A 14,292-nucleotide genomic window follows, 5' to 3' on the forward strand; every position below is an offset into this window, starting at 1 on the left:
GCGAACCGGGCGCAGTGTTTCAGCCTACCACGGCTTCCAGGCGACCAGCAGCCCGCCATCCTCCCGCTCGGCGCGCTCGCACAGGGCAGTCACCTCCTCGATCGGCGCACGGCGGGCAACCTCGCCCGCAACCAGCGCAGCGTCGGTGACGGTCACCGCGCCACCGCGGCAGACCACGGTGAACAGCAGCGGCCCGGTCGACCACCAGGCGGGTGCGTCGGGCAAGGCGGCCGCCGCATCGGGGAGCGCGTCGAGGATGCGCCGGAAGACGGGATGCGCCGCCGGCGCCGCAATGAGGGAGTTGGTCAGGAGCAGGCTGCCCGTCCCCGTATCGCGCGGCGTTTTTTCCGCCAGCGCCGTCAGTCCGACCAGCGGCATGACGTCGTGCAAGGCGACGTCGCGCCGCGCCGGATACCAGTCGCAGTCGAGGTAAATGCCGCCGAAGCGTTCGAGAATGAGGTAACGGGCGACGTCGACCGCCCCCGGCAGATCGCCGGCGTCCCGCATGGCCGCAAGGATCGGATGCCGGTCGAAGCCCGCCGCCTGCAGATCCGCCTCGCGCCACAGCCGATACTCGTAGCCGTGACGGGCAGCATGGTCGGCCCAGGCCTGTGTGGACACCGGCACGTCCGCCGTGCCGATCCAGACCTGATGAATGATGCGCGGCACCGGCTCCCGGCCCGCTTCGGCCAGCGCAGCACGCTCGGCGGAGGAAAACTGCCCGTAGCGCGCCAGAAGCTCCGGCGGCGGGACCAGCGTGTACTGGTAGCCGACGCGACGGATCGGCTCGCCCTGCCGCTTGGCGATCTTCAGATAGGCCGAATGCAGCTTGCGCGGCAGACCGAGCACCGTCAGGGGACCCAGGAGATGGTTGTCGGGGTCGGTCGCGACAGCATCGAGGACCTGAAGGGCATCCTCAAACCGTCCCTCCTCCCGAAGAGCCTCTGCCTGCTTCAGCCGTGCCTTTAAGTCTTCCCTGCTCGCCATCCGCAATCCCGCCGGCAACCCATTCGTCGTTTCTTGGGCTAACGCGGAAGACGGCGCCACGTCAACGGGCGACCGTGCGGTCGGTCGGCTGAAAGGTAGCGCGCCGGAAGGCCCAGCCCACGGGTCAACCTCCGTGAACCGGGCAATGGCGTTGCGTCCCGATCAGTCACGCCCGCCAGAACGGCGCGGTGGCAACAGGAAGCGTTCGAGCACTTCCTTTTGTCCCGGTTCCAGGACTGCCTCCAGCGCGGACTTGGCCGCCTTCAGCTTTTCCGCCTTTTCCGCGCGGGTTTCGGCCCGGGCAATCATCCGGTCAAGGAAGTCGAGGCCGGAAGGCCCGGCGCGACCGGATGCCGTGCCTTCGGCAGGGGGCGTCTGCGCTGCCTGCTGCTCGTCAGTCGGCGCCATGGTCTCGCCCTCCATTGCGCCCTCGTCCCCGGCCTGGTCGCGTGACGCCATGGACGGGCGCTGGGGCGCGGCGAAATCGACGAGAGCCGCGGTGAAGGTCCGCCAGGCGTCCAGCTGCGCCGTCTTGATGCCGGCCGCCGTTTCCGCCGCGGCCAGCCGCGTCGCCAGCCGCTCGGCGAAGTTGGCGCCGTGCCCGCGCCGGGGGCCACGGTCGCGATCACGGCCATGCGCTTCATGCCGGTAGCCGCGCTCCATGCGGTCGCGATCCCCCTGCGATTGTGTTTCTGCGCGCGCCGGCTGGCCGGCATCCTGCGCATGCGCCGGCAGCGCCGGCGCAACCATAAGCGGCAGCGCGGCAGCTAGAGCCAAGGCATTGCGCCGTCGTCTGGTGCGGTTCGGGATATTGCTGGTCATCGTTTTGTTTCTCCTCGGGAAATGTCCCTTGCGAAAACAAAACTAGGCGCCGCTCTTGTCCAGTCTATGGCCCAACTGCGGCGAAGCGTTCAACCACAATGACGTTTGCGTGATTACAACCTGGCGCGGAGCGGTCGCATTGTTACCGGTTGCCGGCCTTGCCCACCTCAAGCGGCCAAGTGACGAGATAGTCCTCGTAGTCCTCGACATCGATCCCCACTTCGCTGACCGTGCGGCCGCGAGCGGAGATGCCGGCCTGGTGGACAGTTTCGGGATCGCCGGAGATAAGGTAATGCCACCAGTAGAGATCCTCGCCATCGCGGACCAGGCGGTAGGCGCAGGTGGGCGGCAGCCAGCTGATCTCGCCGACCGATTTCACCGTCAGGCGAATACAATCCGGCACCGTCGCCTGTCGGTTGTCGTAATCCTTGCAGCGACAGCTATGTTCGTCGAGCAACTGACAGCGGATCGACGTCCAGACGACTTCGCCTGTATCCCAGTCCTCGAGCTTGTTGAGACAGCAAAGCCCGCATCCGTCGCAAAGGCTCTCCCATTCGCTGTCTGTCATTTCAGCCAGCGACTTGGTCTGCCAGAATGGCCGCTCGTTGCCGGCGCTTTCGTCGGCCAGCGGAACCTTCTTCATCTCGTTCGTCGCACCCATGCCTGTCCAGTGGACCCAACCGCCTGAAAGGTCAAGCAAAAGCATCGGTTCGGGCCGCAAACCCGCTTTGCGGCAAGGAAGGATTGCACGCGGCGACGTCGCTTCAGCCAGAACGCGCTCGGGACGATCGGGAAACGAAACGGAAACCATGTTGTTTTATCCGTGACGTTTGCCTGATATCGTAGGCAGGAGCCGGTGGGTTGCGCCGCGCGCATGAGGGATGAAGCCTTGCAGGACCAGGATCCGTCGCCAGACGAAACGCCGGGGGAAAAGCCGCGCCGCCGTAAACGGCATATTCTGCTGCGGATCGATTCCTGGATCGATTCGACCATCTGGAACGCCGGCTTCCGCCTCGCCGAGTGGTGGGAAGAGATCACCATCTTTTTCCGCCGCTTCATCGTGAAGGGCTGGAAACGGGTGCTGTTCGAGCTTGCCGGCGAAGGCATGAATCTCGGCACGGCCGGCTTCATCCTGCTTCTCGCGCTGGCGCTTCCGGCCTTCGAGGAGACCAAGGGCGACTGGCGCAACAAGGGCGATTTCGCCGTCACCTTCCTCGACCGCTACGGCAACGAGATCGGCCATCGCGGCATCATCCACGAGGATTCCGTGCCGATCGACGAATTGCCCGATCATTTGATCAAGGCGGTGCTGGCGACCGAGGATCGGCGGTTCTTTGACCATTTCGGCATCGACTTCCTCGGCCTGGCCCGCGCCATGACAGAAAATGCGCGCGCCGGCGGCGTCGTGCAGGGCGGCTCGACGCTGACCCAGCAGCTCGCCAAGAACCTGTTCCTCACCAATGAGCGGACGATCGAGCGCAAGATCAAGGAAGCCTTCCTGTCGCTGTGGCTGGAGGCGAATCTCTCCAAGAAGGAGATCCTGCGCCTCTACCTCGACCGCGCCTACATGGGCGGCGGCACGTTTGGCGTGGCTGCCGCCTCGCAGTTCTATTTCGGCAAGGACATCACCGACGTGGACCTCGCCGAAGCCGCGATGCTGGCCGGCCTGTTCAAGGCCCCGGCGCGCTACGCCCCCCACGTCAACCTGCCGGCCGCCCGCGCCCGCGCCAACGAGGTGCTGACCAACCTCGTCCAGGGCGGGCTGATGTCGGAGGGTCAGGTGATCGCCGCCCGCCGCAACCCGGCGAGCGTCATCGACCGACAGGAGAAGACGGCGCCGGACTTCTTCCTCGACTGGGCCTTCGACGAGGTGCAGCGGATCGCCCGCCCCTTCGCCCAGCACTCGCTGATCGTGCGCACCACCATCGACATGGGCCTGCAGGCCGCGGCCGAAGAGGCGGTGGAGACGGGGCTGCGCCAGTACGGCGAGAGCTTCCGCGTCAAGCAGGGGGCGCTGGTGATGGTCGAGAACGGCGGCGCCGTGCGCGCCATGGTGGGTGGGCGCGACTACGGCGAGAGCCAGTTCAACCGCGCCACCAAGGCGCTCCGCCAGCCGGGCTCGTCCTTCAAGGTCTATACCTATGCGGCCGCGATGGAGAAGGGCAAGACGCCGGAAGACACGATCATCGATGCGCCGATCACCTGGCGCGGCTGGTCGCCGCAGAACTACGGCCGCAGCTATGCCGGCCGGGTGACGCTGATGACGGCGATCGCGAAATCGATCAACACCGTGCCGGTGCGGCTCGCCAAGGACTTCCTCGGCACCGAGCTGATCGCCCAGACCGCCAAGGCGATGGGCGTGGAGACGCCGCTGCGGACCGACAAGACCATGCCGCTCGGCACCTCGGAGTTGACGGTGCTCGACCAGGCCACCGCCTATGCAGTCTTTCCGGCCGGCGGGGTGCAATCGCGCCGGCACGGCATCACCCAGATCCTGAACTACAAGGGGGACATCCTCTACGACTTCGGTCGCGACGAACAGCCGGCTAACCGGGTGCTTTCCGAGACGGCGAATGCCAACATGAACCGGATGCTCGTCAACATCCCGGTGAACGGCACGGCCCGCAAGGCCGCGCTCGACGGCGGCATCGTCACGGGCGGCAAGACGGGCACGACGCAGGGCTATCGCGATGGCTGGTTCGTCGGCTTTACCGGCAACTACACGACCGCTGTCTGGTTCGGCAACGACGACTACACGTCGACCAACAACATGACCGGCGGCTCGCTGCCGGCCATGACGTTCAAGCGGCTGATGGACTACGCCCATCAGGGCATCGAACTGCGGCCGATCCCAGGCATCGAGAATCCGTTGCCGGGCGCAGCACCGAAAACAGCGACGGCAGCGACGGCAGGCACGGCCGAGGATGCACTTCCGCCGCTTGTCCGGCCGCGTTCATTGTCCGTCGGGACAACGCGGCTGCTGCGCTCGATCGCCAGGGATCTTCTCGACGCCAAGCCGGTTTCCGCCGATGGCCACGTGGCGGCGCTGTGAGCCGGTGGTCATGCCCCCGATCGCTTCCGGTCGATGGGCCGTCGCTGCAATTCAGATGGGAATCGATTTCGGCGCGGAATCATGCAAGGTTCTGGCTGTCCCCGCCCAATGTCAGGTTTGCTGGGCGCAAGACGACCGTCGCATGTCCAATCGGTAGGCCCATTTGTTCCGTATTCCCCTGCTTGTCGCCCTCGCCCTTGCGATCACCTTCGGTCTCGGCACGCTCTCGGCGGTCTGGGCGCTGAAGGCGACGATCGGCTTCGGATCGATTGCGCTTGGCCCCTGGAACGCCTTTCCGAACGCACAGACGGGCAGCGCCGACCCGTATGCCAGAGCCCACCGGGCACGGGACGGGGCGCTGCTCCTCGGCAGCGCAGAGGGGCTGGTGTTTCGTGCCTCCCACGACAGCGGCGGACTCACGCTCACGGGACGATGCAGCTACGACGTGGCCGGACTGACACCCGCTGCCCGCTTCTGGACGCTGCATGCCACGACACCGGACGGCAAGCCGTTGTCGCTCGATCGCAATATGCCGGGCGGGTTGAATTCCTGGACGGTCCTGCGGGGCGCCGACAGCAATTTCACCATCCGGGTGGCCGCCGGCGCCCAGCCGGGCAACTGGCTGGCCGTCCCGGCGGGTCAGCCGTTCCGACTCGTTCTGACGCTGCTCGACACGCCGGCGGCTGGCAGTTCCGGGGTGGTGGACCTGTCCATGCCGGTAATCACCCGGGCCGGATGCGCCAATGCGTAGCGTCGTTTTCGCCGTCCTCGTTGGCATTTTGGGCGCCGCCGCGCTGCACATCCTGATCATCCTGGCCGTGCCCGGCTTCACCGGCAACGACGCCTATACGCGGATCACCGAACTGGGCGAGCCGCAGCATTTCTATCCGCTGGACAACGATCCGGTCGCCGACGGCGGGCTCGTCAACGACGATCCGGGCATGCGGATCGCCGTCTGCGCACTCTCGGTCGCCGAGCGTCCTGTGCGGCTGTACGCCCCGGCCGGTGTCCCGTTCTGGTCGATCGGCCTCTTTGACAGCACCGCAAACGAGGTGTTCAGCATGAACGATCGCACGTCGGTGGGCGGCGTGCTCGACGTCGTTGTCGCCACGCCGATCCAGCTGAACGCGATCCGCAAAACTTTGCCGGCAGACCTGTCGCGATCGATCCTCGTCGAGATGGTGGGCGAGGACGGCTATGCGGTGCTGCGCACCTTCGTGCCCACCGCCACGATGGGCGAGGCTGCCTATTCCTTCCTCAGCAATGCCGGCTGCGAGGCGATCGAGGACGAGACGGAATGAGTGGCCGAACCAACCGCTGACACCGCGCGGTTGCACGTGATGGCCTAGGGCGACGACGCCGCGCAGATCTTTTCAGTTTTCAAGGAAGGATGAAGCGAACAGCTTCCAATGGGCATTTCGACAGATGCCCGGATGCACGCGATCGTCACGCCGCCGAGAACCCCAGCAAGCGCGAATTATTCTAGCGACGAGCGTCGTTGCCGGCTTCGCTCGCTTTCCTGGCGCGCGCCTTCGCAGCGATCATGGCCGGGGTCAGCCGCTCGTAACGCACACCGGTAAACAGCAGCACGGCTGCCGGCGCCTCGTGCCAGACCTTATCGCGTCTGGGCGTGCGCGACAGTCGTTCCTGTAATCGTACCACGTCTGACATTCTCGCCTCCTTAACAAGAATTGAGACGGATGAAGGACCGCACATAACTCACCCTGTCCGGGTCGGTGCTACCGTATCCGCTGCCGATGGTGGTTTTCGAACGCTGAACAGTGCCACCACAGCCAACCTTGAACGGACGAGGGCGCTGAATGGTTTCCCGAAGCGGGAAAGAAAATGCCTGCCGCCGCCGTCCAAGGCATCCGGTACATCGCACCCTGCCTTGGTGCGCCGCTGCTGGCATCCGCGCGAAGCAGCTGCGCATGTCGGGAAGCATAGCATGTGATTGTCGTTTGCCCATGCCCCTTCCCACCATCGAATCGTAGTGCCATTACGGTTAACATCTTGCTAATTCTTTTCGTCTACTTGTTGGCAATCATGGGTTTCAAGCGGCTGGGGTTCCATGCGAACCGTTGACTGCTCGCACTCCTGCCGCATCCGAAAGCCGTAGGATCGACAGGAAAGCGTCGGTCAATCGCTGCAATCGTGTCAGAGTGGTACGTCGTGGGGGACAGATTTCGCGAACTGGAACGACCGCAGTCGGGACGGCCGAAGGATATTGTCCTGATGGCGACGGTCTCCGGCTTCGAAAGCCTCTCCCGGCCGACGCGCTCCGACCTCAAGCAATTCCACGAGCTGTTTCTGGCCACCTACCTCGCCTCCAGCGACGAGGCCCGCCGGCAGGCGGTCGCCGCGCTGTCGCAATGCCCGGTCGTGCCGCAGGAGACGGCACTGTTCATCGCTCGCCAGCCGATTGCGATCGCCGCCATCTTCCTCACCCGATCGAGCGCCATCAGCGAGACCACCCTGCTTGCCATCCTGCCCGGCGCCTCTCCGGCGCACGCTCGCGCGATCGAACGCCGCGACAGTCTCTCGCCCCGGCTGATCGAAAACCTGGTGGGGCTGCATCAGGCTCACCGCGGCCGTGGCGCCGTCGAACACGAGGTTGACCGCGAAGCGGCCCTGGCCGAGACGCGTCGCCAGGCGCGGGAAGAGGAACTGCGCGAGGAGATCAAGGCGCTGGCGCGCGCGCAGACGCCGGCAGAGACGGGCCTTGCACCGCTCGCCGCGATCGCCGAGATACATCTCGCCTTGATCGTCCGTTTTGCGCGCTCCGGCGAAACGGGAATGCTATCGGTGACCCTTGCCGATGCGCTCGGCTCCAGCCAGTGGCTCACCGGGCGCATCCTGCTCGACATTTCCGGCCAGCAGCTTGCAACGGTGCTGGTTGCCCTCGCCGCACCGAACATCGATTGCACCTTTGTCCTCACCCGCCTCTACCCGCACCTTGCACAGACCGGGCGGGTGGGAAGTCGCGCAGACACGCTGCTTGCCGAGCTCGAACGGGCCGCCTGCGTCGCGCGGGTCGAAAGCTGGCGCCGGGCGGACGCCTACACCCATCGCGACCAGCCTCTTGCGGCTGCCAACGCGGCTGGAACCGACACTCCTTCTACAGGTACGTCGCGGCGCGCCGCAGGCTGAAGCCACCGGCGCGCGATGTCCATTCCCGGAGGTCGTGATCGCGCTCTGCGTGCGGTGCAGCAGCCGGTGTCAGTGGCCGGTCGCCTGCTCGCGCAGGTCGGCCCGAACCGCGGCCAGCATGGTGGCGACGAACATGCCGGCGACAAGCAGGACGAAAGCGGGAAGGACGATCAACATCGCGGGGTTCCGGTTCAGCAATTCCTGAACCGTGTTGTCCCACGGCCACGCCGCCGACGCTGTTACCGCCGGAACAGGGGATCGTCCCGTTCGGCCGCTTGCTGCTCGACAAGGCTGCCGATCTCCTCGGCCTCCAACGCCACGATCCACAGGTCCGGATCGAAACGGATTTCGCGATCGAGCGCCTCGGAAACAGCTTCGCGCGGCTGGCGATTGAGCCGAAGCTCGAACAGGCGCTTGCCGGTGGTGTCCTCGTCGAAAAAGCTCTGTGGGGCGGGCGCGTAGAGCGTTTCCGTGCCGTCGCGGAAGGACTGGCGGACGAAGACAGCACCGCCTTCCGCAGCCCCCTTGCGCTCGATTGCGGCGAAATCACCGCGCGCGAAGGCGTTGCGGACCAGGGCGGCGGCGAAGATCTCGGATTTCAGGCGCATCAGGCTCCATACCGGCAGGCTGCCCGCGACGCAACCTTCCGCCCAGCAGTCTCGCGCTCAGACGCGGATTGCCAGACGCAATCCGCCCCAATGCCTGCCATTGACCATGATGGGCGCGGATACGTCCTTCATCAGCACGAACTGGCCGCCACCCATGTCACGACGGTAGGTCTGCACGAGAAATGGCTCCGTGCTGCGGCCGGCGCCCAGGCCGACCCGGTCGTCGAATATCCGCCGGTTGCGGCAGTTAGCGGTATTCCAGGCGACATCTCCCTGCCGCTGCGGTGCGGAGAATTTGTTATTGTGTGCCGGGAGATAGCCCCCCTCGTCGACGGCGGCGCAGAAGGCGATACGGTCATCCATCTCCAGGACCGGCTCCTGAAGCTCGGGCAGGACGCGTTCCGCAAATTCGGTATAGCTCGTCAAGTACTGGACCGGATCCGTTCCCGGAATTGGCCGGTAACGCCGGTCGAAAAGCGCGTCCATGCCAATCGCCCCGGAACGAACTGCCGCCTCGAAGCGCTCGGACATATCGGCGGCCACTGCCATTACCTTGCGGATAAAGGGACTGTCCGGCGTTTCGATGCCGGCGCTGGCGGTCGCCTGAATGATGCGCTCGGAGATCGCGACGACGTCGTTGACCCGCCCCGAGGTCGCCTGCAACGTGTCATCGGACTTGAGGATTTCGGAGGAAACGGTCGACAGCGTCTGCGCCAGATCCGCGCATTGCTGGTCGACGTTCCCCGTGGTCACGGCAAGGGCCGAGGCCCCGTCGAGGATCTGCGCCATGACGCCGCCGACCTCGGCAAAAGACCCTTTGACGACGGCCGCCGTGGTTCGCACCCCTTCCGCCGACAGACGTGCGCCCTCGCCGGCAGCGACGAGGCGGTCGATACGGTGAGCAAGTTCCCGAAGGGTCGACTGGATCGATGCGGTCGTCTGCGAGGTCTGCAGGGACAGCGCCCGAACCTCGGCAGCAACGACGGCAAAACCCTTTCCGGCATCGCCTGCCCTGGCCGCCTCGATGGCCGCGTTCAGAGCCAGAAGATTGGTCTGGCGCGCGATCGTGCCGATCGCGTCGGCAAGCATGCCGACATCGGACAGCGCACCCGAGACGGCGGATATTTCGGTTCCAATCTCGTTCGAGGCGGTCACCATCTGGTCGATGGCCTGGATGGATCCATCGAGTTGCGACGCCTGCTCGCCGAGCAGGGTTCGGGCATTGGCGGCCAACTTGTCGGTTTCACTGAGGGAACGCGCAACTTCGCCATTGGCGGCGGCCACGGTTTCGGCCGCACGGGTCAGTCGGGCAAAATGGGCCGCGTGCGCGGCGGACTGATTGGCCGTATCCTGGATCGCTCCCGCAATGTCGACGAGATGGACACCCAGCCGGGACGCCTCGCCCGCGAGCGTCGCGATTACACCGCGCAACATCTGTGCGCTTTCCTCGCCCACTGGGAGCGAATCTTCGGCAGCTTCTGCCGCCATGATTGCAGATCTCACACCTTCCTCCCGTAATTCGGGAAAAGAGTGCGGCAACATGGTTAACGCATCCTTTCCCCGCGGAGGCGACAAGTTGCAACTTTGGTCGAATACGCGGGTGGGACAGTTTGGGTTACAAGAAACCGCGACAGGCGGCGCCTGTTCGCCTCAGAGAGCGCCGATTTCCTTCAGCTTGCTGAGCACGAGTTCGTTCGGCTCGCCGGTGGTCGGCAGCCTGTAGTGCTTTTCGAAGGCGCGGATGGCCTCGCGGGTTTTTGAACCGGCGACGCCGTCGACGGCGATGTCGGCATAGGCGATGTTGCTCAATCCCTTCTGGATCTTCATCACCAGCGCGCTCGATTCCGCCGGCCTCGAGGTCGGTGCCATTGCCGGTTCGGCCTCGGCGGCACGGATAGCAGCGGCGACAGGATCGATCTCGGCTCCCATGTCGGAGGCGCTGCCGTCCGGCAGCGGTCGCTGTGCCGGCAGGACGGCCACCTGCGCCGGCAGGTCGCCATGAAGTGCCGAAAGCAGCTCCTCGTTCGGCGCGCCTGTCACCGCAAGCCCGCGCTCCTGCTGGAAGCGCCGGATCGCCGCCATCGTCCCTTCGTCCATGCGCCCGTCCGGATCGGCCGCATGGAACCCCTGCCGCGCCAGTTCCGTCTGGATCTCCAAAACAAGCTTCGAAGGTTGCGCATCCGCTGCCGCATCGGCGGCCTGCTCGCCCTCCCGCTCGATCAGGAAGGTGGTGACGTCCGTCGGCGGTTTGCGCAACGCCGAGAAACCGAGCGAATTTTGCGCCGATCGCGTCTTCATGATCGGCGATGGATGGCCACTCGGCTGATACCAGAGCGCGTTGGCGGCGACGAAGGAAAAGACCACGGCAAAGGCTGCGCCTCCGCCGACCACGGACGGATGCCGGGCCGCGAAGGCGCCGAGCGTCAGAACGACGCGCTGGACTATGCCGGGGCCCGCGGTCTTCCGCTTGCCCGCGCTGCGGCTGCGGCCGCCCCGTTCAAGCTGTTTTCGCGCGCGTGCCGTCATGGCCCCTTTCCTTGTCGCCGTCCGGGATGCCTCCCTCCGTCATGCGCATCGCTATCGCATGGTTCCGCTCACGGGAATACAGGCGGGGTGGGAATTCCTCAGCATTGTCTTGGGCACCGTAGCCCACGGCGGTGCCAGCCGCGCTCACCCCATCCGCCGGGATCGTCACGATGACCTGCGTTCCCTCGCCTGCCTTGCTGCGGATGGTAACGCTGCCGCCATGCAACCTCACCAGACCCTTGACCAGAGACAGTCCAAGGCCCGTCCCCTCGTACTTGCGCGTGTACTGGTTCTGGACCTGCACGAACGGCTGGCCGATCACGTCGAGCTGCTCGACGGGGATGCCGATGCCGGTATCGCTGACGCAAAGCACGAGATCGCGCTCCGCACGGGTCGCATCGATGGTGACAAGGCCGCCCTTGTCGGTGAACTTCACCGCGTTGCCGACGAGATTGATGAGGATCTGTTGCAGGGCGCGCTGGTCGGCGACCGCCTCGCCGATGTCGTGCGATACGCGACTGGTGAGTTGCACGCCCTTCTGACGCGCCTGCAGTGCCAGCATCTGCTCGCAGGTGCGCACGCTATCGGCAACGGGGAAAGGCTCCAGCACCAGCTCGTAGCGGCCGGCCTCGATCTTGCTGACATCGAGCATCGTGTTGACGACGGAGAGCAGGTGATCGCCCGATTGATGGATCAGCGCGACGTATTCGCGCTGGCGATCGTTTTCCAGCTTGCCGAAATATTCGCCGGCCAGGATGTCGGAGAAGCCGAGGATCGCGTTGAGCGGCGTGCGCAACTCATGGCTGACGGCCGCGAGGAACCGCGTCTTGGCGTCGTTGGCCGATTCCGCTTCGGCCGCCTTGCGCGCGCTGTCGCTGCGCAGCTCGGCCTCGGCGGAAATATCACGCGACTGGGCAACGATCGAGGCGAGCAGGCCAGCCGCGTCGCGGATCGCCGTCATATCGGTGCGCACGTTGAGGAACTGCTCGCCGTCCATCGCCTTGCGGCGTTGCTCAAGTCGAAGGTCGACGCTGACATGATCTTCGCCCTGGCGCAGGCGATCGATCGCCTGCAGGAAACCGAGCCGGTCGGAAACATGGATCTGGTCGATGAACCCGCGCGCGAGCGGATCGCGCATCGCAGCCAGCATCGCTTTGCGATCGCGACCATGCACGGCCGTGACGTAGCCGCGGGGATCGTGCAGCGTGACGAGGCCGGCAAAGAGGTCGTAGCACGCGGTCTCCGGGGCGGCGGACAGCGAATTGACGGGCGCGACCGTACGAGCGCCGGCGCCGTGGCGGCCGAGGGCCGACGACGTGGCCGTCGCAAGCAGCCCGCCGGCGGCGGCAAGCGCTGCGCCTGCCGGCAGAGCGGAGGAAAGCGGCATGACCGTTGAGAGCGCCAGCGGCAGGACCGGAACGGCGACCAGTGCCGTCAGGAAGATCGCACGCAGGCCGACCGGCGCGCTGCCGTCTGCGCCGGAGGTACGCATGTCACCCGTAACAGCGGCCGCGGTGGCTGCCATTCTGTCAGCGATGTCACTCAGGAAACGCACGCAATACCCTGCCGTCAGTCGTTCTTTTATCTGCGCCCAGAATCGCACCGGCGGCTTAGAAAAGATTAAACACACGCCGCCGGAAAGAGGCCGAAAGGGCCGAAAAAGCCTGTTTCAAAGCAACACAGCCGGCATTCGTCTGGTGTGGTTAATGGGGGGTAAGCGTTTCAAAATGCGGCATTTTTTCGTTCGCGTTAACTTCTCGGGCGTGCCCGCGCGAGCAGGAACGCCGGTCTTCAAGGCGGTGTGGCGGGCCTGCCCTGCCATCATGCTTAACGCCAGCCCCTAAAATTTGAGAGAAATGCCGATCAAACTCCGATCGTTCAAATTTTATGCAATTTTGAGGAAAACACGAGCGATTCCGGCAAAGGGCCATTTTCCTGCCATCGCTATGCTCGCATCAATGGCTTGAACCCGGTAGACAGGACCGGGACGGCGACGAGGCAGCGGTCGGCAAGAGCCGCGCCGGAACGAGGATGGGCAAGGCAATGTGGTTTCTGATCAAGGGAGCGTTCTGGTTCTCGTTGGTGCTGGTGCTGCTGCCGCTGTTCGACAACGACGCGGCGACGAAGCTGCAACAGGGTCCCTCCGTCGAAATCGGCGACACCGTCAGCGCCGCCAGCGAAGCCATCACCTATCTTTCCGCCCTGTGCCTGCAGAAACCCGACGTCTGCGAGAAGGGAGCGGAAACCTTCGTGGCGCTCGGACACCGGGCACGCGAGGGCGCCCGCGTCGCCTACAAGCTGCTCGACGCGCAATTTGCCGATCCCGCCGATGACACCGCCGACGCCAGGGCCGCCTTGGCACAGCCGCTGCCGGCGCTCGCCACCGCCGAGGCGGAGGCAGCCGAGGCCGACACCGTCATTACCGGCACGATCGCCGTTCCCTCGCGCCGGCCCGACCCGGCCAGGTAACGACTCCTCTTAAATTTGCCCGCCTTGTTGCTGCTGCAACCGCCGCGAGGAGCGTCCCTGCCTCGCGGCGCTTCTTTTTCTTGAAGAACGACGCGGCGGGCGTCGGGTTCAAATCGGCGTCCTTGTGCATTATATGTCAGGCAGATGTAGAATTGGATCCGCCATGACAGACCTTGCCCAGATCATCGATGACTTCGCCTTTCTCGACGAGTGGGAGGACCGCTACCGCTATGTCATCGAACTCGGCAAGGCGTTGCCGGAGCTGAGCGAAGACAAAAAGAGCGCGCAGAACAAGGTGCACGGCTGCGCCAGCCAGGTCTGGCTGGTGACGCATTCTGATGGCGGCGGCGATCCGGTGCTGAGGTTCGAAGGCGATTCGGACGCGCATATCGTGCGGGGCTTGGTGGCGATCGTGCTCGCCGTCTATTCCGGCAAGCGCGCCTCCGAAATCTCCAGCACCGATGCGCTCGACGTGTTCAACAAGATCGGTCTGGTCGAACACCTCTCCTCCCAGCGCGCCAACGGGTTGCGCTCGATGGTGCGGCGCATTCGCGACGAAGCATCCATCCGCGTCGCCGCGTAACGGCGCAAAGCGCGTCGCGCGCTCCTTTTCTCCCAGACCCTTGTCCCGAAGCTGGGTTCCCGCGTTTGGAAGATGGACGCGGCGAGCCGGCACGC

General features: G+C 65.3%; 15 protein-coding genes. 7 read left to right on the forward strand and 8 right to left on the reverse strand.

All coding sequences use genetic code 11. The annotated features are described in order from the left end of the window. Positions 1-24: 24 nt before the first annotated feature. The 3 genes from AC1DDS_RS01735 to AC1DDS_RS01745 form a co-directional block, all read right to left on the reverse strand. Positions 25-987 (reverse strand): glycosyltransferase family 32 protein, encoded by a 963-nt coding sequence (locus tag AC1DDS_RS01735; protein ID WP_477477315.1) that lies wholly within the window; start codon positions 985-987, stop codon positions 25-27. Positions 988-1,149: 162 nt separating this feature from the next. Continuing rightward, on the reverse strand, positions 1,150-1,809 hold the full coding sequence (locus AC1DDS_RS01740; protein ID WP_477477316.1) for a hypothetical protein: 660 nt from the start codon (positions 1,807-1,809) through the stop codon (positions 1,150-1,152). A 142-nt stretch (positions 1,810-1,951) separates the two neighbouring features. Further along, positions 1,952-2,470: a YcgN family cysteine cluster protein gene (locus AC1DDS_RS01745; protein WP_477477317.1), complete on the reverse strand. Its 519-nt coding sequence runs from the start codon at positions 2,468-2,470 to the stop codon at positions 1,952-1,954. Between the two features lie 228 nt (positions 2,471-2,698). Here AC1DDS_RS01745 and AC1DDS_RS01750 point away from each other — a divergent pair, with 228 nt between their 5' ends. The 3 genes from AC1DDS_RS01750 to AC1DDS_RS01760 all read left to right on the forward strand — a co-directional run bounded on the left by AC1DDS_RS01750 (position 2,699) and on the right by AC1DDS_RS01760 (position 6,162). Continuing rightward, a complete protein-coding gene (locus AC1DDS_RS01750) occupies positions 2,699-4,861 on the forward strand; it encodes a transglycosylase domain-containing protein (RefSeq protein WP_477477318.1) in 2,163 nt (720 codons plus the stop codon). A gap of 163 nt (positions 4,862-5,024) precedes the next feature. After that, positions 5,025-5,612 (forward strand): DUF1214 domain-containing protein, encoded by a 588-nt coding sequence (locus tag AC1DDS_RS01755; protein WP_477477319.1) that lies wholly within the window; start codon positions 5,025-5,027, stop codon positions 5,610-5,612. After that, positions 5,605-6,162 carry a DUF1254 domain-containing protein gene (locus AC1DDS_RS01760; RefSeq protein WP_477477320.1) on the forward strand — a complete coding sequence of 186 codons (558 nt, stop codon included), beginning with the start codon at positions 5,605-5,607 and terminating at the stop codon, positions 6,160-6,162. The genes AC1DDS_RS01755 and AC1DDS_RS01760 overlap by 8 nt, the downstream gene beginning before the upstream one ends. A 181-nt stretch (positions 6,163-6,343) precedes the next feature. Here AC1DDS_RS01760 and AC1DDS_RS01765 read toward each other — a convergent pair whose 3' ends face one another. After that, a complete protein-coding gene (locus AC1DDS_RS01765) occupies positions 6,344-6,532 on the reverse strand; it encodes a hypothetical protein (RefSeq protein ID WP_310414386.1) in 189 nt (62 codons plus the stop codon). A gap of 564 nt (positions 6,533-7,096) precedes the next feature. Here AC1DDS_RS01765 and AC1DDS_RS01770 point away from each other — a divergent pair. After that, positions 7,097-8,011: a DUF2336 domain-containing protein gene (locus AC1DDS_RS01770; protein WP_477477321.1), complete on the forward strand. Its 915-nt coding sequence runs from the start codon at positions 7,097-7,099 to the stop codon at positions 8,009-8,011. Between the two features lie 239 nt (positions 8,012-8,250). Here the strand turns inward: AC1DDS_RS01770 and AC1DDS_RS01775 are convergent, their stop codons facing one another. The 4 genes from AC1DDS_RS01775 to AC1DDS_RS01790 form a co-directional block, all read right to left on the reverse strand. Beyond that, a complete protein-coding gene (locus tag AC1DDS_RS01775) occupies positions 8,251-8,619 on the reverse strand; it encodes a DUF1491 family protein (protein WP_477477322.1) in 369 nt (122 codons plus the stop codon). A gap of 57 nt (positions 8,620-8,676) precedes the next feature. Further along, a complete protein-coding gene (locus AC1DDS_RS01780; RefSeq protein ID WP_477477743.1) occupies positions 8,677-10,107 on the reverse strand; it encodes a methyl-accepting chemotaxis protein in 1,431 nt (476 codons plus the stop codon). 162 nt (positions 10,108-10,269) lie between these two features. Next, a complete protein-coding gene (locus AC1DDS_RS01785; RefSeq protein ID WP_477477323.1) occupies positions 10,270-11,145 on the reverse strand; it encodes a peptidoglycan-binding domain-containing protein in 876 nt (291 codons plus the stop codon). Further along, positions 11,117-12,637, reverse strand: a complete 1,521-nt coding sequence (locus AC1DDS_RS01790; protein WP_477477324.1) for a sensor histidine kinase — start codon at positions 12,635-12,637, stop codon at positions 11,117-11,119. Before AC1DDS_RS01790 ends, AC1DDS_RS01785 begins: the two co-directional genes overlap by 29 nt. On the opposite strand from AC1DDS_RS01790, the gene AC1DDS_RS01795 reads away from it, so the two are divergent. From AC1DDS_RS01795 to AC1DDS_RS01805, 3 genes are all read left to right on the forward strand, one after another. Beyond that, positions 12,636-12,989 (forward strand): hypothetical protein, encoded by a 354-nt coding sequence (locus tag AC1DDS_RS01795; RefSeq protein WP_477477325.1) that lies wholly within the window; start codon positions 12,636-12,638, stop codon positions 12,987-12,989. The two genes, AC1DDS_RS01790 and AC1DDS_RS01795, sit on opposite strands and share 2 nt — an antisense overlap. A 199-nt stretch (positions 12,990-13,188) precedes the next feature. Next, on the forward strand, positions 13,189-13,614 hold the full coding sequence (locus AC1DDS_RS01800) for a DUF5330 domain-containing protein (protein ID WP_477477326.1): 426 nt from the start codon (positions 13,189-13,191) through the stop codon (positions 13,612-13,614). Positions 13,615-13,777: 163 nt separating this feature from the next. After that, positions 13,778-14,197 (forward strand): SufE family protein, encoded by a 420-nt coding sequence (locus AC1DDS_RS01805; RefSeq protein WP_477477327.1) that lies wholly within the window; start codon positions 13,778-13,780, stop codon positions 14,195-14,197. Positions 14,198-14,292 lie beyond the last annotated feature (95 nt).

It is taken from the genome of Mycoplana sp. 10N416 (assembly GCF_056394765.1).